Genomic DNA, 21,730 nt, shown 5'->3' on the forward strand with positions numbered 1-21,730 from the left:
CCGTTCTCAGCGCGCGGCTCGGGCCAGCCAGCGCGTCATCGCGGTGGTGGCCATGGCGGCGGTGGTGGTCTGCACCCGCGCGATGTCGGCGCTCACGCGGTCGGGGCCGTCCGCGCCGAGCGCGTTCTCGAGTTCGGTGCGGTAGTGCGGCACCGCCAGCCACGCGTCGAGCAACGGCGAGTCCACCTCGAGATGAAACTGCACCCCGTAGCTGTTGCCGTGACGGAACACCTGGTGTGGGTAGCGATCCGACGACGCGAGCAGCGTGGCTCCGTCGGGCAGCGCGAACGTGTCGAAGTGCCACTGCATCACCGGAAACGTGGTGGGCGAGAGACCGGTCCAGACCGGGTCGGCGCGGCCCGCCTCGTTCCAGGTGACCTCACAGACACCCACCTCGCCGACGGGACCGGTGGTCACCTCGGCGCCGAGTGCGGCGGCCAGCAACTGAGAGCCCAGGCACACACCCCAGATGGGCACCTCCGCCTCCACCGCGCGGCGCAGGAAGCCGATCTCGTCGCCGATCCAGGCGATCGTGTCGGCATCGTTGACACCCATGCCGCCGCCCATCACCACGATGGCGTCGAAGGCGGCCGGATCGGCGGGCAGCGGCTCCTGCCAAACCCGAACCGTGGTGATCCCGCCGTGTCTCACCAGCGAATCGGTGTAGCTGCCGGGCGATTCCGGTTCCGCGTGGCGCAGTTCGAGAATCCGCAGGGGCGTCACGGCGTGGCGTCCCGCGGTACCACGATCACCGGCGCCGTGGTCCACCGCAGGATGCGGGCGGCGGTGGTGCCGAGGAAGACGTGGTCGTCGGCGCCGAGACGGCCGGAACCCACGGCGACGATGTCGTTGTCGTCCCACGGCAGGTTGTCGAGGGCCTCGTCGAGCGTGTCGCCGTCGGCGACGAGGACTTCCACGTCGATGTCCAGATCGACCGATGCACGAGTGTCCTCGAGCAGCTTCTGCGCGACCGCGACCTGCTGTTTGCGTGCCTCGAGACTCGACTCGTCGGCGAACGGAAGGTCAAGGGACACAAGGGAGAGAAGCCGGATGTCGATCGAGGCCAGTTCGGCCAGTCCCAGGGAGAAGGGCAGCGGGCTCGACCCCGAGTCGGTCGCCGGGACCGCGACCGTGAGCATGTCGATCTTGACCCGCCTGCGCTCGACGTACCCCCGGGGAGCCAGCGCCACCGGAAGTGGGGAGGAATGCAGCAGTTCGGTGCTGACCGTGCCGAGGCGGTGGCGGCGGATGAGACCGTCGGTGGCCCCGCCGACCACGATCATCGCCGCGCCGGACTGCCTGGCGATCTCGATGAGTCCCGCGGTGAACGAGTCGTTCACGGTGACCACCGCACGGGTCTCGATGCCGTCCGGGATGAGGGCCGCTCCTTCGGCGAGCCACTCGGCGGCCTGGTTCTCCACGCGTTCCATATAGCCGCCGACCCCGGGATTGCCGTCGTACGGCACGGGATGCAGGACACAGATCAGGTCGATGGCCGCACCGGTCACCGCCGCGAGTGCGGCCGCGAAGGCGACGCCGTCCTTGCCCGACGGGGTGTTGATGTAGCCGACGGCGAGGCGATAGGGATTCCCAGTAGCGGGATTATCAGTAGCGGGATTATCAGTAGCGGGAGTATCAGTAGACATCGGGCACCTTCACTTCGGTGTTCGCGTTGAGTGTCTTGCCTTGGAAGAACTCACGGTCGTTGGCAAAGCAGGCCAGCATCAGCGGGATGCCGAGGACCAGCATGCCCACACCGAGGATGAAGACACCGCCGATGCCGCCGACCGAGGTGGAACCGTAGTCGGGCGCGATCATGTCGATGGCGCTCTTGATGAACGCCCACGCCATGGCGATGCCGCCGAGGAGGGGAAACAGGCCGCGCATGAAGAAGTTTCGCGCCGAGTCGAACAGGGTGCGGCGGAAGTACCACACGCACGAGAACGCGGTGATGCCGTAGTAGAAGGCCACCGCGAGACCCAGCGAGGCGATGGAGTCGGCAAGGGTGTTCTGGCTGGCGATCGAGAGCACCAGATAGAACACGAGCGCCGACACACCCATCACCGCGGTGCCGAAGGCGGGGGTCATGTAGCGGGGATGGACGACCCCGAAGCGGGCGGGCAGTGCCTTGTACACGGCCATCGACAGTGTGCCGCGGGCGGTGGGCAGGATCGTCGACTGGGTGGACGACAACGCCGAGATGCACACCACCAGAAGCAGTGCCGAGGCCATCACCGGACCCGCGACGGGTTCGCCGAGAATGGTCAGGACGTCGTCGGCGTTGTCGGGATTGTTCAGGCCGATCCCGGTGGTGCCGAATCCGGCGAATGCCTCCACCGCGTAGGCCACGAGCACGTAGGTGGCCACCAGGATGAGGCAGGTGATCACGGCGGCGCGGCCCGGGGTCTTCTCCGGGTCCTTGGTTTCCTCGCCGACCGCCAGACAGGCGTCCCAGCCCCAGTAGATGAAAATGCACAGGATCACCGCGGCGGCGATCTCCGACTGGCTCAAGCCCCCCGGCCACAGCCACCCGAGTTCGGGGGTGGCCGCCTGCGGTCCGGCGTGGTCGGTGGCGACCTTCACCAGCGCGATGACGCTGGCCAGGATGAGGATGCCGAACTGGATGAACATCAGCACCGACTGCATGCGTTCGCTGATCACGATGCCGCGGATGCTGACGTAAGTCATCACCACGATGAAGAAACAGCCCAGTGCCACCTTCGCCCAAGGACTTTCGGCAAGAAAGTCGAGGTGCAGGAACTTGAACAGGTAGACCGCGGCAATCTCGGCGACGTTGGCCAGGACGATGATCGCCGAGACGGCAAGACCCCAGCCGCCGATCCACCCGACCCAGGGTCCGAAAGCCTTGGTGCCCCAGGTGAATGTGGTGCCACAGTCGGGTGTGTCGCGGGACAACTCCCGATATGCGAACGCCACCAGCAGCATCGGGATGAAGGCAACCACGAACATGGCCGGCGCCTTGGTGTGGACCGCCACCACCACGTAGCCGAGTGTGGCGGCCAGACTGTAGGCCGGCGCCACCGCCGACAGTCCGATGATGACGTTGCCGAGCAGGCCGATCGACCCCGCTCGCAAACCCTTTTCGCCTGCCTGGATCTCGGCGTGGACGCTCTGTGGCATGGTGATCTCCCACTCATGAGGACATGATGGGGATAAGGCTAACCAGGCGGAGTAGTCCTCGCCGGATATGTCGGAAAGAGGGGGCATCGCAGCTCAGGCAGGTGGGCGCGGAGTGTCGTCGTCGGCGAACTCGTCGCCGGTCTCGGTCTCCACCGCGACATGATCTGGCGGTAGGTTCGAGAGATCCGGGGCGATCACCGTGGGCATCAGCCCCGAGTCGGGCAACCCGAACTTGGGGTCTGACCCGTAGGCGGGCTCGAGCAGCAGGTCGTGGCTCCGGCGGGGAAGTGTCTCGCCCCGGAAGAAGTCCGGCCGCATCACCCACCACACGATCATCACCACGACGCCGAGCAGCAGTGCGCCGATACCCACCACGGCCACAGCGCCGATCCCGAGGATCGTGACGTTGTTGCCGTTGTCGTCGGTGAGCCACGAGGGCTTCGCGTACTGGATGAGGCCGTAGACGAAGACGACGAGCAGCACGATGCCACCGAGGCCCGGCAGGATGCCGCGCATGAAGAGATCGCGCGTCGAGCGGGTGAGTGTCTTGCGGTAGAACCACACGCAGGCAAATCCGGTGAGGCCGTAGTAGAACGCGATCATGAGACCCACCGAACCGATCAGCGCGGTGAGGAGGTTGGTGCTGATCACCGTGAAGAGCAGATAGAACACCACCGACACCACGCCCATCACGATCGTCGAGACGGTGGGGGTGAGAAACCGGGGATGAATCCTGGCGAATGAGTTCGGCACCGCCTTGTACACGCCCATCGACAGCGTGGTGCGGGCCGTGGGGAGGATCGTCGTCTGCGTCGAGGCCGATGCCGATGTCAGGATCGACGCCGAGAGCAGCAGCAACCCGATGTGACCGATGAAGCTGTCGCCGAACAGGTCGGGTCCGATCGCGCGGAAGACGTCGTCGGAGTTGTCGGGGTTGCCGAGGCCGTCGCCCGTGGTTCCGACCCCGGCGAAGGCGATCGCCGCGACCGTGACGATCGCGTAGGTCGCCAGGAGCAACACGGTGGAGATGACCGCGGCACGTCCCGGTGTCTTTCCGGGATCGTCGGATTCCTCGTTGCACGCGACAGCGGTGTCCCAGCCCCAGTAGATGAAGATGGCGGTGAGTAGGGCCGGTGCGATGACGCTGGAAAAATCCATACCGCTGGGCCAGAACCACGACAGCGACGGGGTGATCGAGTAGGGCAGCGCGTGGTGCGAGTAGACCTTGACCAGGGCTACGACGGAGAGCACCACGAGCACGATCACCTCGAAGGAGAGCAGTCCGTACTGCAGTCGCGCCGACACCTCGATGCCTCGGTAGCAGATCCAGGTCATCAGCGCGATCCAGATGATGCCCGCAACGGTGGCCCACACGGTGTTGTCAGCCAGGTCGGCCACCGAATGCCAGCCGAGATCTCCGACGAATGTGAACGAATACGCGCCGGCGATCTGCGCGAGGTTCGCCATCACGATGACGTCGGCGGCGATGATTCCCCAGCCGCCGAGCCAGCCGACGATGGGGCCGAATGCTCGCGACGCCCACGTGAACGTGGTTCCGCAATCCGGTTCGGCTTTGTTGAGTTCCTGATAGGCGACCGCGATGAGATACATCGGGATGAACGCGATCAACACGATCGCCGGCGCCTTGACACCGGCCAGCAGCGAGCCGCCACTGGCCACGATGAGTCCGAGCGTTGCGGCCAGACTGTAGGCGGGTGCGGTGGAGGCCATTCCCACCACGATCGATCCGACGAGTCCCAGGGCGCCGTCCTTGAGGCCCTTGCTCTCCACCGATGACATCGATGTGGGTGGAACAGTGGTGTTGTCGCTCACGGGAACTCCCTCCGCGGCCCGGCGACGATGCGGGCCCGACTGCTAATTCTGTGGAGAGACTACGGTTTTCGCGGAGTTTTCGCGCAGCGGTAACGGAATTTGTAGGAATAAGACCGATTTGTCGCGAATTGCGTTGCTCGATGGCGGGGCCGTGGCGCACCGATCGGCCCGTGGCGATCGACCGCGAACTCTCTCCCGACGGTGCTCCCACGACTCGAGCCCGCCACCCCGGACGGGGTTGCGGGCTCGAGTCGGGCTGCAGAGAAGGTTTGTGGTCAGCGCGAGAACAGCAGTGCGCGCTTCACCTCTTGGATGGCCTGGGTCACCTGGATTCCACGCGGGCAGGCGTCGGTGCAGTTGAAGGTGGTGCGGCACCGCCACACGCCGTCGGAGTCGTTGAGGATGTCCATCCGCTCCAGGGCGCCCTCGTCGCGGCTGTCGAAGATGAACCGGTGGGCGTTGACGATGGCCGCCGGACCGAAGTAGCTGCCCTCGTTCCAGAACACCGGGCAACTGGTGGTGCAGCAGGCACACAGGATGCACTTGGTGGTGTCGTCGAAACGGGCACGGTCGGTCTGGCTCTGGATACGCTCACGGGTGGGCTCGTTGCCCGAGGTGATCAGGAACGGCTTGATCGCCCGGTAGGCGTCGAAGAACGGCTCCATGTCCACCACCAGATCCTTCTCCACCGGAAGGCCCTTGATGGGCTCGATGGTGATGGTGATGCTCTTGGACTTGTCCTTGGGCAGGAAGTCCTTCATCAGGATCTTGCAGGCCAGCCGGTTGACCCCGTTGATCCGCATGGCGTCCGAACCGCAGACGCCGTGGGCGCAGCTGCGCCGGAAGGTCAGGGTGCCGTCGAGGTAGCCCTTCACGTAGAGCAGGAGGTTCAGCAGGCGATCGGTCGGCAGCGCCGGCACCCGAAAGCTCTCGAAGCCCTGCGCGTCGGGATTCTCCGGGTTGAACCGGTAGATCTTCAGCGTCACCATGGTCGCCTCGTCGGGCACCGGTGGCAGCGGCGGCTCGTCGGACGACGGCGTCGGATTGTTCTCCAGCGTGACGGTCATCAGTACTTGCGCTCCATCGGCTCGTAGCGGGTCTGGATGACGGGCTTCCAGTCGAGCTCGATGTCGGACAGGAGCGCATCACCCTTCTTGTAGGCGATCGTGTGACGCATGTAGTTCACGTCGTCGCGGTCGGGGTAGTCCTCGCGGGCGTGACCGCCGCGCGACTCCTTGCGGTTGAGTGCGCCCACCACGGTGACCTCGGCGAGCTCGAGCAGGAAGCCGAGTTCGATGGCCTCGAGCAGATCCGAGTTGAAGCGCGTGCCCTTGTCGTGCACGCGGATGTGCTCGTAGCGTTCCTTGAGGGTGTGGATGTCGGTGAGCGCCTGCTTGAGGGTCTCCTCGGTGCGGAACACCGACGCGTTGTTGTCCATCGACGCCTGCAGTTCGGTGCGAATGTCGGCGACGCGCTCGTGGCCCCGCTCGGACAGGATCGTTTGGAGCCATCCGTCGACCATCGCGGTGGGCTCTTCGGGCAGATCGGTGAACTCGTGTGCGTTGGCGTACTCGGCGGCCGCGATGCCCGCACGACGGCCGAACACGTTGATGTCGAGCAGCGAGTTGGTGCCGAGCCGGTTGGCGCCGTGCACCGACACGCAGGCGCACTCGCCGGCTGCGTAGAGGCCGTGCACGATGTCGTCGTTGTTGTTGCTGCGCAACACCTGGCCCTCGACGTTGGTGGGGATGCCGCCCATCAGGTAGTGGCAGGTGGGGTAGACCGGCACCCACTCGGTCACCGGGTCCACACCGAGGTAGGTGCGCGAGAACTCGGTGATGTCGGGCAGCTTCTCGTTGAGGACGTCCTCGCCGAGGTGGGTCACGTCGATGTAGACGTAATCCTTGTTGGGTCCGGCACCGCGGCCCTCGAGCACCTCGAGCACCATCGACCGGGCCACGATGTCGCGGGGCGCGAGGTCCTTGATGGTGGGGGCGTATCGCTCCATGAACCGCTCGCCCTCGGCGTTGCGCAGGATGCCGCCCTCGCCGCGCACCGCCTCGGAGATCAGGATGCCGAGCCCGGCCAGGCCGGTGGGATGGAACTGGTGGAATTCCATGTCCTCCACCGGCAGTCCCTTGCGGAACACGATTCCCACGCCGTCGCCGGTGAGGGTGTGGGCGTTGGACGTGGTCTTGTACATCCGGCCCGATCCGCCGGTGGCGAAGATGATCGACTTGGCATGGAACACGTGCAGTTCGCCGGTGGCCAGCTCGTAGGCGACGATGCCGGTCGCGACGGGCTCACCGTCGGCGTTCTCCGACAGGCACAGGTCCAGTGCGTAGTACTCGTTGAAGAACTCGACGTCGTGCTTGACGCAGTTCTGATAGAGCGTCTGCAGGATCATGTGCCCGGTGCGGTCGGCCGCGTAGCAGGCGCGACGCACCGGCGACTTGCCGTGGTCGCGGGTGTGGCCGCCGAACCGGCGCTGGTCGATCTTGCCCTCGGGGGTGCGGTTGAACGGCAGGCCCATCTTCTCGAGGTCGAGGACGGCGTCGATGGCCTCCTTGGCCATGATCTCCACCGCGTCCTGGTCGGCGAGGTAGTCGCCGCCCTTCACCGTGTCGAAGGTGTGCCACTCCCAGTTGTCCTCCTCGACGTTGGCCAGGGCGGCGCACATGCCGCCCTGCGCCGCGCCGGTGTGGCTGCGGGTGGGATAGAGCTTGGTGAGTACGGCGGTACGGGCGCGGGGCGCCGACTCGATCGCGGCGCGCATGCCTGCGCCGCCTGCCCCGACGATGACGACGTCGTAGCGGTGTTCCTGCATCGGTGTTGGTCTCCTTAGCTGACGCTGTTCGCGTCGAAGGTCAGCAGCGCGTACGTGCCCAGGGTCAGGACGAGGATCATCGAGATGCCCAGGAGCACGTTGAGCCAGAAGCGGGTGGTGTCCTTGCGGGAGTAGTCGGCGATCACCGTGCGGACACCGTTGCCGCCGTGGAGCTGGGCCAGCCACAGCATCAGCAGATCCCAGATCTGCCAGAACGGTTCACGCCAGCGTGCGGCGACGAAGGAGGCGTCGATGCGGTGCACACCGTTGTCCCAGGCCAGCATGATGAACATGTGGCCGATGGTCAGGATGATCAGGGCGAGGCCGGAGAAGCGCATGAACAGCCATGCCCACTTCTCGAAGTTGCCGCCGCGGGGCTTGCGCGGTGACCGCGGGTTGTCGAGGCTCGCGGGCCGGTCGTGCTGGGTACCCAGCGTCTTGGCGATGTGCGGTGTCGAGGAGGAAGTCGTCATCGAGGTTCTCCTAGAGTGAGTCGATCAGGATCTGCAGGAGCCGGATTGCCGCGGCGCCGAACACGACGACGAACAGCCCGATGATCACCCACAGCATCTGACGCTGGTACTTCGGTCCCTTCGACCAGAAGTCCACCAGGATGATGCGGACACCGTTGAAGGCGTGATAGAGCACGCAGGCGACCAGCGCGATCTCCATCAGGCCGATGATGGGGGTCTTGTAGGTCTCGATGATCTCCGAGTACTTGTTCGGATCGATCCGGATGACTGCCGTGTCGAGCACGTGCACGAACAAGAAGAAGAAGATCGTCACGCCGGTGATGCGATGCAGCACCCAGGACCACATACCTGGATCACCGCGGTAGAGGGAACGCTTACGCACCGGCTCCGGTGCGACCTCGGTCTCGGAACTCATCGGGAAATTGGCCTCCAACATCGTCGATGGACGCGGCCAGCCGGACGGGCCCGGCGTGACCTTTGACCCATATCCAACAGACTTTAAACCTATGCTGAGGGCATCGTTGAATTGCCCGAACAGATTTGGGCCACAAGACAATCCGACTTAGGTTTGCCTAACCACTGTCCCGATGGGGTGTGGAGTGGTATCCACGTGTCATCGGGCGAGACGACGGGAGAGCTGCGTGACCGCAGAGGTGGACTGGAATTTGTTGCGGGACAAGGCAAAACAGATGATTCCGAATGCCTACGCACCGTATTCGGGCTATCCCGTCGGGGCCGCCGCCGTCACCACGACGGGACAATTCGTCGTCGGATGCAATGTGGAGAATGTCTCATATGGGCTCGGCATCTGCGCCGAGGTGGCGCTCGTCGCGCAGTTGATCGCGTCGGGCGCCGGTGAGCCGGCGGCCATCAGCGTCTGCGACGCGAGAGGAGCCGTGCTGATGCCGTGCGGCCGCTGCCGTCAGGTGCTCTTCGAGCACGGCGGTGCGGCGATGCTGGTGGACCACCGCGACGGCCCCCGGACGCTGGAGAGCCTGCTGCCCGACGCCTTCGGTCCCGACGACCTCGACGCGGTGCGTCGGTGAGTGCGAGCACCGGGCCGCACACGGGTGCCGACGATCCGCACGCCGTGGGCGTGATCGCCACCAAACGCGACGGCGGGACGCTGACCGACCGGCAGATCGAATGGATGATCGATTCCTACACGCGGGGCGAGGTGGCCGACGAGCAGATGTCGGCGCTGCTGATGGCGGTGGTGCTGCGCGGCATGGACCGCCGGGAGATCCGCAGCTGGACGCGGGCGATGATCGACAGCGGCGAGCGGATGGACTTCTCCGGCCTGCGGCGGGACGGACACGGCCTGCGCACCGTGGACAAACACTCCACCGGCGGCGTCGGCGACAAGATCACGCTGCCGCTCGCGCCGCTGGTCGCGTCGTTCGGTGTCGCGGTACCGCAGTTGTCGGGGCGCGGACTCGGGCACACCGGCGGAACGCTGGACAAGCTGGAGTCGATCCCGGGATGGCGCGCGGAGATCCCCGTGGCGGCGATGGTGGCCCAACTCGAGCGGGTGGGCGCGGTGATCTGCGCCGCCGGTGGCGACCTCGCCCCCGCCGACCGCAAGCTCTACGCGCTGCGGGATGTCACCGGCACGGTCGAGTCGGTACCACTCATCGCGAGTTCGATCATGAGCAAGAAGATCGCCGAGGGCACCGGCGCGCTGGTGCTCGACGTCAAGGTGGGCTCCGGTGCCTTCCTGCCCGACGAGGCGCTGGCCCGCGAACTGGCGGCCACCATGGTGGCGCTGGGTGCCGATGCCGGGGTGCGCACCAGTGCCCTGCTCACCGACATGGACGCTCCGCTGGGCTACACGGCGGGCAACGCGGTCGAGGTGGCCGAGTCGGTGGAGGTACTCGGCGGCGGCGGCCCGGCCGACGTCGTCGCGCTGACTCTGGCGCTCGCGCGCGAGATGCTCGACGCGGCCGGCGTCGTCGATGCGGACCCGGCGGCCCATCTGGCCAACGGGCGGGCGATGGATTGCTGGCGCGCGATGATCGCCGCCCAGGGCGGCGACCCCGATGCGCCGTTGCCGAGCGCGCCGGAGCACGAGGTGCTGCCCGCTCCCGCGGGGGGCATCGTGGCGCGGATGGACGCGCGCGCGGTCGGGGACGCGGCCTGGCGGCTGGGTGCCGGGCGGGCGCGCCCCGGTGAATCGGTGCAGGCCGAGGCGGGCGTGACGTGGCATGCGCGCCCCGGCGACCGGATCGTCGCGGGCGCGCCGCTGTTCACCCTGCACACCCGCACCCCGGAACGGTTCGCGGCGGCGCGCGCGGCCTTGGCCGACGCAGTGGTCATCGGGCCGGACGAGGTCCCCACGCGGCCGTTGGTGCTCGATCGGATCGCGTCGGACGGCTAGGTTCGATCAGGTGACCGTCCACGCCGATCCGCGCCCCCTCGACATGCCCACCATCGCGCTGGCCCCCAAGGTGCTGCTCCACGATCACCTCGACGGGGGATTGCGTCCGTCGACCGTGCTGGAACTCGCCCACGAGACCGGCTACGAGGGACTGCCCGCCGACGACGCCGACGCGTTGGCCCGCTGGTTCCGCGACGCCGCCGACAGCGGATCGCTGGAGCGCTATCTGGAGACCTTCGCGCACACCGTCGCGGTGATGCAGACGGTGCCCGCCCTCGAACGGGTGGCCCGCGAATGCGTTGAGGATCTCGCCGCCGACGGTGTGGTGTACGCCGAGGTGCGCTATGCCCCCGAGCAGCACCTCGAACACGGGCTGACCCTCGACGAGGTGGTGGAGGCGGTGCTGCGCGGATTCGCCGAGGGCGAGTCGGTGGCCGCGGCAGGCGGACGGTCGATCACCGTGCGGTGCCTGGTGACCGCGATGCGCCACGCCGCCCGGTCGCGTGAGATCGCCGAACTCGCCGTGCGATACCGCCATCGCGGGGTGGTGGGATTCGACATCGCCGGCGCCGAGGCGGGTCACCCACCCACCCGGCATCTCGACGCGTTCGAATACATGCGGGCACACAGCGCGCCGTTCACCATCCACGCCGGTGAGGCATTCGGTCTGCCGTCGATCCACGAGGCGATCGGGTTCTGCGGTACTGACCGGCTCGGCCACGGCGTGCGGGTGATCGACGACATCGAACTCCCGGCGGGGGTGGACCCCGCCGCGCACTCGTTCGACGGTGCGCGCCTCGGTGAGATCGCCAACGCGGTGCGCGACAAGCGGATTCCGTTGGAGCTGTGTCCCAGCTCGAACGTGCAGACCGGCGCGGTCCCGTCGATCGCCGAGCATCCGTTCAACGTGCTCGCACGACTGCGCTTCCGGGTGACGGTGAACACCGACAACCGGCTGATGAGCGACACCACGATGAGCAAGGAGTTCTACCGCCTCGCACAGCAGTTCGGCTACGGCTGGACCGACCTGGAACGCTTCACGGTCAACGCCATGAAGTCGGCCTTCATCCACTTCGACGAGCGCCTGGCCTTCATCGACGACGTCATCAAGCCGGGATTCGCGGTCCTCATCGGCTGAATGGGGTATTTGGTCCCATATCGGGAGGGACCTTGTCCACACGCTCGACCCCTCGCGCACTGGAAGTCTGGACGATGCCCACCTGTGTGGGGTACTTGTCAGCGCCTGAGGGGAGCCCGTTCGTGGCCATTGACCAGCCCATCGCCCGCCCCGCGAGTTCGGTTGGGGTAGCAGACGTTCCCGCGGCGACGCGCCCGTATCCGCCGACCTGGGGGATGAAGGGCACCCTGATCTACAAGATCATGACGACGACGGATCACAAGTTCATCGGGATCATGTACATCGTCACGTCGTTCGTGTTCTTCGTGATCGGCGGCCTGATGGCGCTGCTGATGCGCGCCGAACTCGCGCACCCGGGAATGCAGTTCCTCTCCACCGAACAGTTCAACCAGCTCTTCACCATCCACGGCAGCATCATGCTGCTGCTGTTCGCGATGCCGTTGTCGTTCGGGATGGCCAACTTCCTGCTGCCACTGCAGATCGGTGCCCCCGACGTCGCGTTCCCGCGCCTCAATGCCTTCGGCTACTGGCTCTACCTGTTCGGCGGGCTCACCGTCGCCGCGGGCTTCCTGACCCCCGGCGGCGCGGCGGACTTCGGCTGGACCGCCTACACTCCGCTGACCGACGCCGTGCATTCGCCGGGTGTCGGCGGGGACCTGTGGTTCATGGGTGTCGTCGTCGGTGGTCTCGGCAGCATCCTGGCCTCGGTCAACTTCATCACCACGGTGATCTGCCTGCGTGCCCCCGGCATGACGATGTTCCGGATGCCGATCTTCACGTGGAACATGCTGGTGACCAGCCTGCTGGTGCTGTTGATCTTCCCGCTGCTCGCGGCCGCGGCCCTCGGCGTCGAGGTGGACCGGCAGTTCGGCGCGCATCTGTTCGATCCCGCCAACGGCGGCGTGATCACGTGGCAGCACCTGTTCTGGTTCTTCGGTCACCCCGAGGTGTACGTGCTGGCACTCCCGTTCTTCGGCATCATCACCGAGATCATCCCGGTGTTCAGCCGCAAACCGCTCTTCGGGTACTCCGGCATGGTGTACGCGACGCTGGGGATCGCGGCGCTCTCGATCGCCGTCTGGGCGCACCACATGTACGTCACCGGCGCAGTGCTGCTGCCCTTCTTCGCCTTCATGACCTTCCTGATCGCGGTGCCCACCGGCGTGAAGTTCTTCAACTGGATAGGCACGATGTGGAAGGGGCACATGACGTTCGAGACGCCGATGCTCTTCGCCGTCGGCTTCATCGTCACGTTCCTGCTCGGTGGCCTGACCGGTGTGCTGCTGGCCAGTCCGCCGCTGGACTTCCACATCTCCGACACCTACTTCGTGGTGGCCCACTTCCACTACACGCTCTTCGGCGTGGTGGTGTTCGCCGCATTCGGCGGCATCTACTTCTGGTTCCCCAAGATGACCGGACGCATGATGGACGAGCGGCTGGGCAAGTGGCACTTCTGGACCACGTTCATCGGCTTTCAGGTGACCTTCCTGGTGCAGCACTGGCTGGGTAATGAGGGCATGCCGCGTCGTTACGCCGATTACCTGCCGTCGGACGGATTCACCACCCTCAACGAGATCTCCACGGCCGGTTCGTTCGTCCTCGGACTCTCGTCGATCTTCTTCTTCTGGAACGTGTTCAAGAGCTACCGGTACGGCGAGGTGGTGACCGTGGACGACCCGTGGGGCTTCGGCAACTCGCTGGAGTGGGCCACCAGTTGCCCGCCGCCGCGGCACAACTTCACCGAGTTGCCGCGCATCCGGTCCGAGCGGCCGGCGTTCGAGCTGCACTACCCGCACCTGGTGCAACGCTTGCACGACGAGAAGTACATGGGCCGCGGACACAGTGCTGCCGACGCCGAGGCCATAGGGGCGTCGAACGCCGCGCCGTGACCGCAGGGTAGCGACGAGAAATCGGGCCGAGGATCTTCCTCGGCCCGATTTCTTTGTGGCTCTCGGGCTTTCGAGCTCTCACGCTCTCGAGGTTACGGTCTCGCGAGCGTCAAGGTCTCTCAGCGCTTGATGACCAGCCGGTCCTCGAACTCGTGCTCGAGGGCACGCCATGCCTCGGCCTCGTTGTCGAACGGCGGGCTCGGGGCCAGCCGTTTGGGGTCGGGATTGACCGCGTAGTCGACGAACCAGCCCAGCGGCGTGGTGGTGCCGAGCGCTTCGTTGACCGAGTCGTCGTCGGCGTAATCGGCTGCGTCGGTGAACAATTCGACAGCCAGATCGAGCTGGTTGCGATCGATGCGGCGCGGACCGTCGACGATGTCCTCGGTGAGACCGGGAAGCACGTACACGTTGTCGTCGATGACGTCGAACTCCAGCGACCCGTCGGTGGCGGCGGTGCGCACCTCGTCGAACGTCGACACGTCGGTGAGGTCGTGATCGCTGTTCTCGGCGAGGAACTTCGACAGCGCCCGCGGTGAGGCGAAGACGAAGATCTTGCCGCGCGATCCGAGGAAGACCGGGTCGTCGCCGAGATAGCAACGCAGCGAGAGGTATTCGCCGGTGCCGGTCACGATGCGGATCGGGTCGATGCCGACCACCGCCCAGAAGTCGTCGTCATCGACGTCGTCCTGATCGTCCTCGTCGTCGTCATCCTCGTCGAGTTCGTCCCCGGCGTCGTTGTCCGAATCGTCTTCTGCGTCTTCGGCGGTGGCGCCGACGAGATCGATGTCGTCGTCCTCGGGCTCGTCCTCGTCCTCCGCCGACGCCGCTGCCTCGAGTTCGGCCTCGGCCGCGGCCACCGCGTCGGCATCCACGTCGGGGGTGGAGATGACGCCGTCGATCGCGTCGAGCACGTCGTCCCAGTGTTTGGCGATCAGCCGGCCGATACGGACCCAGAGGTCCACGCCGTCACGGCCATCGAAGTTGCGCGTTCCGGTGGTGACGGCACCGAGGATGGGATTGCCGTTGAAGAACTTGGTGATGGTGATGAGTTCGCAGACCTCGCCGAGGATGCGCACGATCTCCAGCGCGTCCTCGAGTTCGGCGATGACCTCGGGACTGGGGTCCTCGGCGGCGAGTTCCGGAACGCCCACAAGATCGTAGGTGTGCCGGTCATCGGGGACGAGTTCGTCGGCCTGCAGCCGCGCGACGGTCGACCAGGCCGGATGCTCGGCGAGGTCGTTCTCCTCGTCGTTGCGGATGAACGCCACCAGCTCGGCGACGCCGGGAAAGACGTAGAGGTCCTCGTCGAGACCGAGGAACGCCTCCCACTCGTCGTCGCCTTCTCGCCAGCGGGGCGCCCAGAGGGTGAAGCTGTTTCCGTCGGTGAGTCCGAGCTCGATGGGGACGATGTCTCCGGCCATGAGCACACAGCCTAGTCGCCGAAACTGTGAGCACGATGGGCGACCCCGCCACCTTCGAGTGAACGATTTGTGCCACAGCGCGAACGCGTGCCGACGGTGTGGGTGGGCTACTCACCGAGGCCGGTAGAAGCCCTCGAATGTCTGGTCCAGATTGGTGGTTCGCACCGGCGACACCTGCACCGGATCCCCGGCCTCGACCATCTGGCCGTTGCCGATGTACATGGCCACGTGACCCGACCAGACGGCCAGATCGCCGGGCTGCAGATCGGCCTGGGAGACCGCGGTGCCCGCGGTGTCCTGGTCTTGGGCGAGCCGTGGGATGTCCAGGCCCGCCTGACGGTAGGCCCATTGCGTCAATCCGCTGCAGTCGAAGCCGGCGGGGCTGGTTCCGCCCCATACGTAGGGCACCCCGCGCTGGCTCAGCGCTGCCCGCACAGCCGTGGCCGCGCGCTCGTTGGGGGCGTGCACCACCGAGCCGTCCGGGAGCGTGATGGCCACGCCGGGACCGCCCGCGAGGTCGGTGCCGGCGGCGGGGGTGGGGGTCGAGGGGCCGGAAGCCTCGGCCGGCGCCTGATGACGCGCGAGTTCGGTCATCGCGTGGGTGTCGTCGGCGAGGTCGGCCCGGGCGCGGGCCACCACGGCCAGGCCGCGCTGCACGTGGTCGGCGGCCACGGGAACGATGGCCGCGAGGCCCGCCGGGGTGAACAGTGCATCGCCGAGCGTGCGGGCGTAGCGCTCGAAGGAGTCGACGAGGCCGTCGAGTTGCTCGGCGGCGCTGCGCACGCGGGCGCTCGCGGTGACCACGAGCCGCCCGATCTCCGCGGCATCGTCGTCGGCCAGGCGACCGGTCCGCCGGGTGGTCTCCGTGGCCGTCACCGCGCCATCGGAACCGGCACCGCGCCATCCGGCCAGCATGGTGTCGGTGGCGCGGGCGGTGCGGGCGCGGACGTCGTCGAGGTCTGTTGTCGCGGTGCGCATCCGGTCGGCGGGGTTACCGGCGGGCAGGATGCCGGTGCCCAGCGCCGTGAGAAGCAGGCGCAGCGGCTCGATGAGGATGTCGATCGGGATCACAGCCGCAACCCCATCTCGGCGGAACGGTCGGTGGTGGCGTAGGCGGTGTCGGCGGCGCGGGTTGCCTCGGCCACCGCCCGATGTGCCGCGGCCACCTGTTCCAGCCGTCGGCTGCGGATCTCGAGCGCCGTACCCAGCGCGGACAGGAATTCGGCACCGATCATGCCGAAGGTGGGGGTCAGGGACTCCAGACCGACCCGGGTGCTCGCGGCGTGCGCGCCGACGCGGGCCGCCGCGGCGCGGTGTGCGGTGGCGAATCCGTCCATGAATTCCGTCGTGGCGGTGAGGGTGGGATCGGTGGGCGCGGGGTCGGTGGGCCCGGGATGGGCGGGTGCGGGGCCGGCGGGAACTGTCATGGAAGGTCTGACGCGATGAGTGCGTGCGTGGTTCCGTCCACGTCGGCGCCGCTGTGACGCCGACAGCCGGGCACACCGAGTGCCCGCACCCTAGTGTTGTCCGCATGCACGTACAGATCGTCGATCATCCGCTTGCCGCGGCACGCCTGACCACGATGCGCGACAAGACGACGGATAACGCGGGTTTCCGTGCCGCACTGTCGGATCTGACGCAGATGCTCGTCTACGAGGCTCTCGTCGGTGCCCCGGAGTCGAAGCTCGAGATCGAGACACCACTGCAGCGGTGCGTGGGGTCGAAGCTGGCGTGCCCGCCGCTGCTGGTGCCGGTGCTGCGCGCGGGTCTGGGCATGGTGGAGCAGGCGCACGCGATGGTCCCGGAGGCCCGCGTCGGGTTCGTGGGGATCGCCCGCGACGAGGAGACCGCGAAGCCGGTGCCCTACCTGGAGTCGCTGCCCGCCGACCTCACCGACATCCCCGTCTTCGTGCTGGATCCGATGCTCGCGACCGGCGGTTCGATGCTGCACACCATCGAGCTGCTGGTGGCCCGCAACGCCACCGACATCACCGCGGTGTGTGTCGTCGCCGCACCGGAAGGTGTTGCCGCTCTGGAGAAATCGGGCCATCCGGTGCGACTGGTGGTGGGCGCGGTGGACGACGGACTCAATGACGTCGCCTACATCGTGCCCGGACTCGGCGATGCGGGGGACCGTCAGTTCGGTCCGCGCTGACGGTCCGGGCGCGAATCCCGCGGTCGAGCCAGTACGAGCCGAGGGCGGCCACGAGCAGTATCGGCACCATCGGCAGTGGGGGATGCACGAGTTCGGCGGCGAAGGCGGTTGCGAAGAATGCCGTCCGCTGGGTCACTGCGAGGACCGCGCATGCGGCGATCAGTGCGAAGCCGGGCACGCTGGCGTGACCACCGAGGTGGCGTATCAGCAGCGCGACGAACGCTCCGAGGGCGGCCCCGGTGGCGAATGCCGGGGTGAGCAGGCCGCCTGTCGCACCGGCCCGCAGGTACGCGGCGGTCAGGACGGGCTTGAGCACCACCGCCGCGGCCACCGCCGCCAGGGTGACCGTCGGCGAGAAGGTGGTGGCCACGATGCTTTTGCCGTTGCCGGGCAATTCCGGAAGGTAGAGAGCCGCCACCCCGGTGAGAAGGCCCGCCGCGCCGATCGCCACGATGATCCACGGCGAGCGATGACCCAGGGGATTCGTCCCGGAGGTGAGCGCCAGGAACCCGCGACCGAGGAGAACCGCCACCGGAATGACCGCGCAGGCAAAGATGATCGTTCCCCAACCGGTGTGGGTCACCGGCCAGGCGAAGGTCGGTGCGCCGTGCGTGATCGGCCACGTGGTGCCCACGGCGATGGCCGACACCGCCAGTGCGGTGAGCACCGCGGCCGGGCGCCACGATCGCAACAGCACCTCGACGGTGAACAAGGCACCGGCGATCGGCACGTTGTAGACCGCGGCGAGGCCGGCCCCCGCGGCCGCCGCCCACAGCAGGCGACGCGCGTCCGGCGTCATCGCGAACAAGCTGGTGACGCGCGTGGCGGCCACCGCCGCGAGCTGGCGTGGTGCGCCTTCGCGGCCGAGTGAGGCGCCGGTGCCCACCGCCAGGATCTGGATGAGCGCGTCAGCGGTCTGTCCGGGGACGTCGAGGCGATCTCCCTCGCGGACCTCGTCCTCGAGACGCAGCACGTGCCGGCGCCTGCGCAGCAGCCACCAGCATGCGCCCGCGAGAACTCCGCCGATGACGGGGCCGAACAGTCGTCGCTGCCATGGGGCGTCGGACACCCCGAGCAGCAGGCTGCCCGTCTGGTAACCGAAGGTGAGGTGCTGCAGCGCGTGGAGCGCGAACGTCGTCGCCAGCCCGATCAGTCCGGCCAGGACGCCGATCGCGACCACCGAGAATCCGAATGCGAGTCGCCGCGCCCACATCGGTGTCGTCCGGTCCTCAGGCGGCGGTCGCCGACCAGCGGCCGTGGTGGCGCCGGACCGCCACGGGATGGTCGAAGCAGGTGCTGATCGTCTCGGAGGTGAGGGCGTCGGCCACCGGGCCCTGGGCGACGATCTCACCGTCGCGCAGCAGCATGGCGTGCGTCGTGCTGGCGGGCAGGTCTTCGAGGTGGTGGGTCACCAGCACGCTGGCCAGGTCGGCGACCTCGGTGCGCAGCCGGTCGATCGCCGACAACAACTTCTCGCGGGCGGCCAGATCGAGGCCGGTCGCCGGTTCGTCGAGCAGCAGCAGGGCCGGGCGGGGCATCAGTGCGCGCGCGATCAGCGTGCGGCCGCGTTCACCCTGACTCATCACCGGCCACAACGAGTCGCGGCGTGCGGTCATGCCCAGCAGTTCCAGCAGATCGTCGGCCGCGCGGTGCTCGGTGTCGCTGTAGGTGCGTCGCCGGTCGAGTTCGGGGGTGTTCGTCAGACCGGTCAGCACCACGTCGTGGGCGCTGAGCGGGATGTCGATGCGCCAGCGTGGGTCGACGTGCCCGATGTGGGTGCGGAGTTCGCGCATGTCCACCCGGCCCAGACGCCGACCCAGCACGTCCACGGTGCCGCGGGTGGGGTGCGACCGTGCGCCCGCGATCGCCATCAACGTCGACTTGCCAGCGCCGTTGGGGCCCAGCAGCGCCCAATGTTCGCCCGCCGACACGCTGAGATCGATGTCGTGCAACAGCATGCGGCCGCTGCGGACAACATCGACCCCGGACAGGTTCAGTAGTCGTTGCATCGCTCAGGGACCCGACGTCCAGTAGGCGAGCATCGGTTCGGTGGCCACCGTCTCACCGTTCTGCACGATGGTCAGTTGCCCGGGCGCGATGATGTATTTGACGTCGTTGTTGAGTACCTCGTAGGTGTTGCCGACGCGGGTCGGATACTGCACCTCGATGGCGTTGCCGTCGGCGAGCCCCTTGTAGTACATGCGGCCCACCTGATCACCCACCTGGCAGATCACCACCCGCGAGCGAGCGGTCTGACCGATCACCACCGCGGGGTCGTCGGCCGCGTTGCATCGCGGTCCGTCGGTGAAACCCTGCCAATCGGCCCCGGCGACGCTTGGGGTGGCCCGCGGTGTGGTGGGTGGTGTGGTGGGCGGTGTGGCGGGTCCCGCGCCGCCGCCGGGTGCCGTGGTGACAGTGTTGGTGACCGTCGACGGGCTCGGGGTGGTGGCCGACGACGTCGCCGACGGTTGCGCGGTGGTGTCGGAGTCTCCCGGGAGCAGCAGCACCGCGGCGAGCACGCCGCCCACCACGATCAGCACACCGGCCGCGATCGCCACGATCACCGCCGGTGACGACCACGGCGAACGATCGTTGCCGGGCGGCCGGTCGCCCGGATAGCCACCGCCCGACGACGGGTAGCCCCCGCCCTGATAGGGGTTGGGGGGTCCCGGCGGGTAGCTCATGGGCGTTCTCCTTCGGTGGGCAGCTCGTCGGCGACGCGGTGCGCGAGGTCGTGCAGTCGATCGCGCGTGCGGTGCACCCGCGACAGGTCGTGTGTCGACGCTGGGTCTGTCGCGGCTGTGTCTGTCGCCGCTGGGTATGTCGCCGCTGGGTATGTCGCTGCCGTGCCGGATTGCGTTGCCGATGGCGCGACTTCGGGCGCCGCTGTCATTTCGATGTAGTACTTGAGCTTCGGTTCGGTGCCCGACGGCCGCGCCATGACGCGCACGCCCACGCCGTCGGGCGCGGTCCCGTGCAGCGCCACCGCGTCGGTCCGTAGCCCGTCGTCGCGTTCGGCGTAATCCTCGGCGATCACCGGAATGCCGCCGAGGGTGGCCGGCGGATGCCGGCGCAGCCGGGTCATCACCGCGTCGATCTCACCCGGGTCGCGCACGCGCAGGGACCGCTGGCGGGTGACGTGCACACCGTGTGCGGCGAACAGCGTGTCGAGTTCGTCGGCCAGGGTGTGCCCGGCGACGGCGCATCGATGCGCGAGCATCGCGATCGCGACGGCCGCGCTGATGCCGTCCTTGTCGCGGACCGCGTCGGGGTCCACGCAGTGGCCGATGGCCTCCTCGTAGGCGTAGAGCAGTGGCTCGCCCGCCCGTACCAGCCACTTGAATCCGGTGAGGGTGGTGACGTGCCGGGCACCGTGGTGCCGCGCGATGTCGGCCAGCAGGGTGCCCGACACCAGCGTGCTCGCGACCACCGGTTCGCCGAGCCCGGTGGTCGCGAGCAGGAACGAACCCAGCAGGGCCCCGGTGTCGTCACCGCTGAGCATGCCCCATCGACCGTCGACGCGGATTCCCACCGCGCAGCGGTCGGCATCGGGATCCAGAGCGATCGCCAGATGGGCATCGACCTCCTCGGCGAGCGCGAGCACACGGTCGGCGGCCCCGGGTTCCTCCGGATTCGGGAACGCCACGGTGGGGAAGTCGGGGTCGGGCTCGAACTGCTCGGGAACCACGTGCACATCGGCGAATCCGGCGTCGGCGAGCGCGCGGACCGCGAGCGGTCCGCCGACCCCGTGCATGGCGGTGAGCGCGATGCGCAGCGGGCTGTCGGATACGCGGGGGAACCGCACCGCGAGGCGATGGAGGTAGCGGTCGGCGACCGCGTGGGCCCGCGCGTCGGGGACCACGGGACGTCGCGGGATGGCTGCGGCGGGTCCGGCGTCGGCGATCAACGCCTCGATTTCGAGGTCGGCAGGGGGAACGAGTTGCGCGCCGCCGTCCAGGTACACCTTGTAGCCGTTGTCGGCGGGCGGGTTGTGCGACGCGGTGACCTGTACGCCCGCCACCGCGCGCAGGTCGCGGCAGGCGAAGGCCAGCAGCGGCGTCGGCAGCGGCTCGGGAAGGGCGACGACGTCGAAACCGGCCGCGGCGAGGACCTCGGCGGCGCTGCGGGCGAAGGCCTGCGATCCGTGCCGGGCGTCGCGGCCCACCACCACGGTGCCGCCCGCGCAGCCGTGCCCGGTGAGCCACGCGGCCAGGCCCGCGGTGGCGCGGGTCACCACCGCCACGTTCATGCCGTTGGGTCCGGCGCGCACCGGACCGCGCAGCCCGGCGGTGCCGAACCGCAACGTCCCGGCGAACCGGTCGGCGAGGTCGTCCGCGTCGCAGGCGGCGAGTTCGGCGCGTGTCGCGGGGTCGGGGTCGGCGGCGATCCACGCCGCCACCCGCGGATCGGCCGCGGTGATCTCGGTCGTGTTGGTGTTCTCGGTCGTCTTGGTGTTCTCGGGCATGACGGTGGCGG

Annotated in this window: 20 protein-coding genes; 5 read left to right on the forward strand and 15 right to left on the reverse strand. The window is 67.9% G+C overall.

Going from position 1 to position 21,730, the window contains the following annotated elements:
• Positions 1-6: 6 nt before the first annotated feature.
• The 8 genes from ACWDSI_RS02815 to sdhC all read right to left on the reverse strand — a co-directional run bounded on the left by ACWDSI_RS02815 (position 7) and on the right by sdhC (position 8,689).
• Positions 7-723 (reverse strand): type 1 glutamine amidotransferase, encoded by a 717-nt coding sequence (locus ACWDSI_RS02815; protein ID WP_449755604.1) that lies wholly within the window; start codon positions 721-723, stop codon positions 7-9.
• Entirely contained in the window at positions 720-1,646 is a 927-nt protein-coding gene (locus ACWDSI_RS02820) for a universal stress protein (RefSeq protein ID WP_449755605.1), read from the reverse strand. The genes ACWDSI_RS02815 and ACWDSI_RS02820 overlap by 4 nt, the downstream gene beginning before the upstream one ends.
• The gene (locus ACWDSI_RS02825; protein WP_449755606.1) at positions 1,636-3,141 is read right to left on the reverse strand and encodes an APC family permease; all 1,506 of its coding nucleotides are present in this window, start codon (positions 3,139-3,141) and stop codon (positions 1,636-1,638) included. The genes ACWDSI_RS02820 and ACWDSI_RS02825 overlap by 11 nt, the downstream gene beginning before the upstream one ends.
• A gap of 93 nt (positions 3,142-3,234) precedes the next feature.
• On the reverse strand, positions 3,235-4,941 hold the full coding sequence (locus ACWDSI_RS02830; RefSeq protein WP_449755706.1) for an APC family permease: 1,707 nt from the start codon (positions 4,939-4,941) through the stop codon (positions 3,235-3,237).
• Positions 4,942-5,249: 308 nt separating this feature from the next.
• A complete protein-coding gene (locus tag ACWDSI_RS02835; protein ID WP_449746093.1) occupies positions 5,250-6,041 on the reverse strand; it encodes a succinate dehydrogenase iron-sulfur subunit in 792 nt (263 codons plus the stop codon).
• Complete coding sequence (gene sdhA / locus ACWDSI_RS02840; protein ID WP_449755607.1) at positions 6,041-7,801, reverse strand: succinate dehydrogenase flavoprotein subunit; 1,761 nt, start codon at positions 7,799-7,801, stop codon at positions 6,041-6,043. Before sdhA ends, ACWDSI_RS02835 begins: the two co-directional genes overlap by 1 nt.
• A gap of 14 nt (positions 7,802-7,815) precedes the next feature.
• Complete coding sequence (locus tag ACWDSI_RS02845; protein WP_449746091.1) at positions 7,816-8,274, reverse strand: succinate dehydrogenase hydrophobic membrane anchor subunit; 459 nt, start codon at positions 8,272-8,274, stop codon at positions 7,816-7,818.
• A gap of 10 nt (positions 8,275-8,284) precedes the next feature.
• Positions 8,285-8,689, reverse strand: coding sequence for a succinate dehydrogenase, cytochrome b556 subunit (sdhC, locus tag ACWDSI_RS02850; protein WP_449746090.1), 405 nt, complete (start codon positions 8,687-8,689; stop codon positions 8,285-8,287).
• Between the two features lie 226 nt (positions 8,690-8,915).
• Here sdhC and ACWDSI_RS02855 point away from each other — a divergent pair, with 226 nt between their 5' ends.
• The 4 genes from ACWDSI_RS02855 to ctaD all read left to right on the forward strand — a co-directional run bounded on the left by ACWDSI_RS02855 (position 8,916) and on the right by ctaD (position 13,678).
• Complete coding sequence (locus tag ACWDSI_RS02855) at positions 8,916-9,320, forward strand: cytidine deaminase (protein ID WP_449755608.1); 405 nt, start codon at positions 8,916-8,918, stop codon at positions 9,318-9,320.
• Positions 9,317-10,651: a thymidine phosphorylase gene (locus ACWDSI_RS02860; RefSeq protein WP_449755609.1), complete on the forward strand. Its 1,335-nt coding sequence runs from the start codon at positions 9,317-9,319 to the stop codon at positions 10,649-10,651. Before ACWDSI_RS02855 ends, ACWDSI_RS02860 begins: the two co-directional genes overlap by 4 nt.
• A 43-nt stretch (positions 10,652-10,694) precedes the next feature.
• Positions 10,695-11,789, forward strand: coding sequence for an adenosine deaminase (locus tag ACWDSI_RS02865; protein ID WP_449746236.1), 1,095 nt, complete (start codon positions 10,695-10,697; stop codon positions 11,787-11,789).
• Positions 11,790-11,863: 74 nt separating this feature from the next.
• Positions 11,864-13,678, forward strand: a complete 1,815-nt coding sequence (ctaD, locus tag ACWDSI_RS02870) for an aa3-type cytochrome oxidase subunit I (protein ID WP_449755707.1) — start codon at positions 11,864-11,866, stop codon at positions 13,676-13,678.
• Positions 13,679-13,797: 119 nt separating this feature from the next.
• Here the strand turns inward: ctaD and ACWDSI_RS02875 are convergent, their stop codons facing one another.
• The 3 genes from ACWDSI_RS02875 to ACWDSI_RS02885 all read right to left on the reverse strand — a co-directional run bounded on the left by ACWDSI_RS02875 (position 13,798) and on the right by ACWDSI_RS02885 (position 16,526).
• Positions 13,798-15,099, reverse strand: coding sequence for a primosomal protein (locus ACWDSI_RS02875; protein ID WP_449755610.1), 1,302 nt, complete (start codon positions 15,097-15,099; stop codon positions 13,798-13,800).
• 111 nt (positions 15,100-15,210) lie between these two features.
• Complete coding sequence (locus ACWDSI_RS02880) at positions 15,211-16,170, reverse strand: C40 family peptidase (protein WP_449755611.1); 960 nt, start codon at positions 16,168-16,170, stop codon at positions 15,211-15,213.
• Entirely contained in the window at positions 16,167-16,526 is a 360-nt protein-coding gene (locus ACWDSI_RS02885) for a type VII secretion target (RefSeq protein WP_449755612.1), read from the reverse strand. The genes ACWDSI_RS02880 and ACWDSI_RS02885 overlap by 4 nt, the downstream gene beginning before the upstream one ends.
• Positions 16,527-16,630: 104 nt before the next feature.
• Between ACWDSI_RS02885 and upp the strand changes: the two genes are divergently transcribed.
• Entirely contained in the window at positions 16,631-17,254 is a 624-nt protein-coding gene (upp, locus tag ACWDSI_RS02890; RefSeq protein WP_449746085.1) for a uracil phosphoribosyltransferase, read from the forward strand.
• Here upp and ACWDSI_RS02895 read toward each other — a convergent pair.
• The 4 genes from ACWDSI_RS02895 to ACWDSI_RS02910 are packed head-to-tail and all read right to left on the reverse strand — an operon-like array spanning position 17,187 to position 21,719.
• Positions 17,187-18,467 carry a chloride channel protein gene (locus ACWDSI_RS02895; RefSeq protein WP_449746084.1) on the reverse strand — a complete coding sequence of 427 codons (1,281 nt, stop codon included), beginning with the start codon at positions 18,465-18,467 and terminating at the stop codon, positions 17,187-17,189. The two genes, upp and ACWDSI_RS02895, sit on opposite strands and share 68 nt — an antisense overlap.
• 16 nt (positions 18,468-18,483) lie before the next feature.
• Positions 18,484-19,263, reverse strand: a complete 780-nt coding sequence (locus ACWDSI_RS02900; protein WP_449746083.1) for an ABC transporter ATP-binding protein — start codon at positions 19,261-19,263, stop codon at positions 18,484-18,486.
• A 3-nt stretch (positions 19,264-19,266) separates the two neighbouring features.
• The gene (locus tag ACWDSI_RS02905) at positions 19,267-19,938 is read right to left on the reverse strand and encodes a hypothetical protein (protein ID WP_449746082.1); all 672 of its coding nucleotides are present in this window, start codon (positions 19,936-19,938) and stop codon (positions 19,267-19,269) included.
• A complete protein-coding gene (locus tag ACWDSI_RS02910) occupies positions 19,935-21,719 on the reverse strand; it encodes a phospho-sugar mutase (RefSeq protein ID WP_449755613.1) in 1,785 nt (594 codons plus the stop codon). Before ACWDSI_RS02910 ends, ACWDSI_RS02905 begins: the two co-directional genes overlap by 4 nt.
• Positions 21,720-21,730 lie beyond the last annotated feature (11 nt).

This window comes from Gordonia sp. NPDC003429 (assembly GCF_053588575.1).

Excerpts from the sequence above, each read along its gene's own strand:
- ACWDSI_RS02825 (WP_449755606.1), bottom strand. The coding sequence starts at position 3,141 with ATGCCACAGAGCGTCCACGCCGAGATCCAGGCAGGCGAAAAGGGTTTG.
- ACWDSI_RS02895 (WP_449746084.1), bottom strand. The coding sequence starts at position 18,467 with ATGTGGGCGCGGCGACTCGCATTCGGATTCTCGGTGGTCGCGATCGGC.
- ACWDSI_RS02905 (WP_449746082.1), bottom strand. The coding sequence starts at position 19,938 with ATGAGCTACCCGCCGGGACCCCCCAACCCCTATCAGGGCGGGGGCTAC.
- ACWDSI_RS02820 (WP_449755605.1), bottom strand. The coding sequence starts at position 1,646 with ATGTCTACTGATACTCCCGCTACTGATAATCCCGCTACTGATAATCCC.
- ACWDSI_RS02865 (WP_449746236.1), top strand. The coding sequence starts at position 10,695 with ATGCCCACCATCGCGCTGGCCCCCAAGGTGCTGCTCCACGATCACCTC.
- sdhA (WP_449755607.1), bottom strand. The coding sequence starts at position 7,801 with ATGCAGGAACACCGCTACGACGTCGTCATCGTCGGGGCAGGCGGCGCA.
- ACWDSI_RS02900 (WP_449746083.1), bottom strand. The coding sequence starts at position 19,263 with ATGCAACGACTACTGAACCTGTCCGGGGTCGATGTTGTCCGCAGCGGC.
- ctaD (WP_449755707.1), top strand. The coding sequence starts at position 11,864 with ATGCCCACCTGTGTGGGGTACTTGTCAGCGCCTGAGGGGAGCCCGTTC.
- sdhC (WP_449746090.1), bottom strand. The coding sequence starts at position 8,689 with ATGAGTTCCGAGACCGAGGTCGCACCGGAGCCGGTGCGTAAGCGTTCC.
- ACWDSI_RS02830 (WP_449755706.1), bottom strand. The coding sequence starts at position 4,941 with ATGTCATCGGTGGAGAGCAAGGGCCTCAAGGACGGCGCCCTGGGACTC.
- ACWDSI_RS02875 (WP_449755610.1), bottom strand. The coding sequence starts at position 15,099 with ATGGCCGGAGACATCGTCCCCATCGAGCTCGGACTCACCGACGGAAAC.
- ACWDSI_RS02910 (WP_449755613.1), bottom strand. The coding sequence starts at position 21,719 with ATGCCCGAGAACACCAAGACGACCGAGAACACCAACACGACCGAGATC.
- ACWDSI_RS02835 (WP_449746093.1), bottom strand. The coding sequence starts at position 6,041 with ATGACCGTCACGCTGGAGAACAATCCGACGCCGTCGTCCGACGAGCCG.
- ACWDSI_RS02885 (WP_449755612.1), bottom strand. The coding sequence starts at position 16,526 with ATGACAGTTCCCGCCGGCCCCGCACCCGCCCATCCCGGGCCCACCGAC.
- upp (WP_449746085.1), top strand. The coding sequence starts at position 16,631 with ATGCACGTACAGATCGTCGATCATCCGCTTGCCGCGGCACGCCTGACC.
- ACWDSI_RS02845 (WP_449746091.1), bottom strand. The coding sequence starts at position 8,274 with ATGACGACTTCCTCCTCGACACCGCACATCGCCAAGACGCTGGGTACC.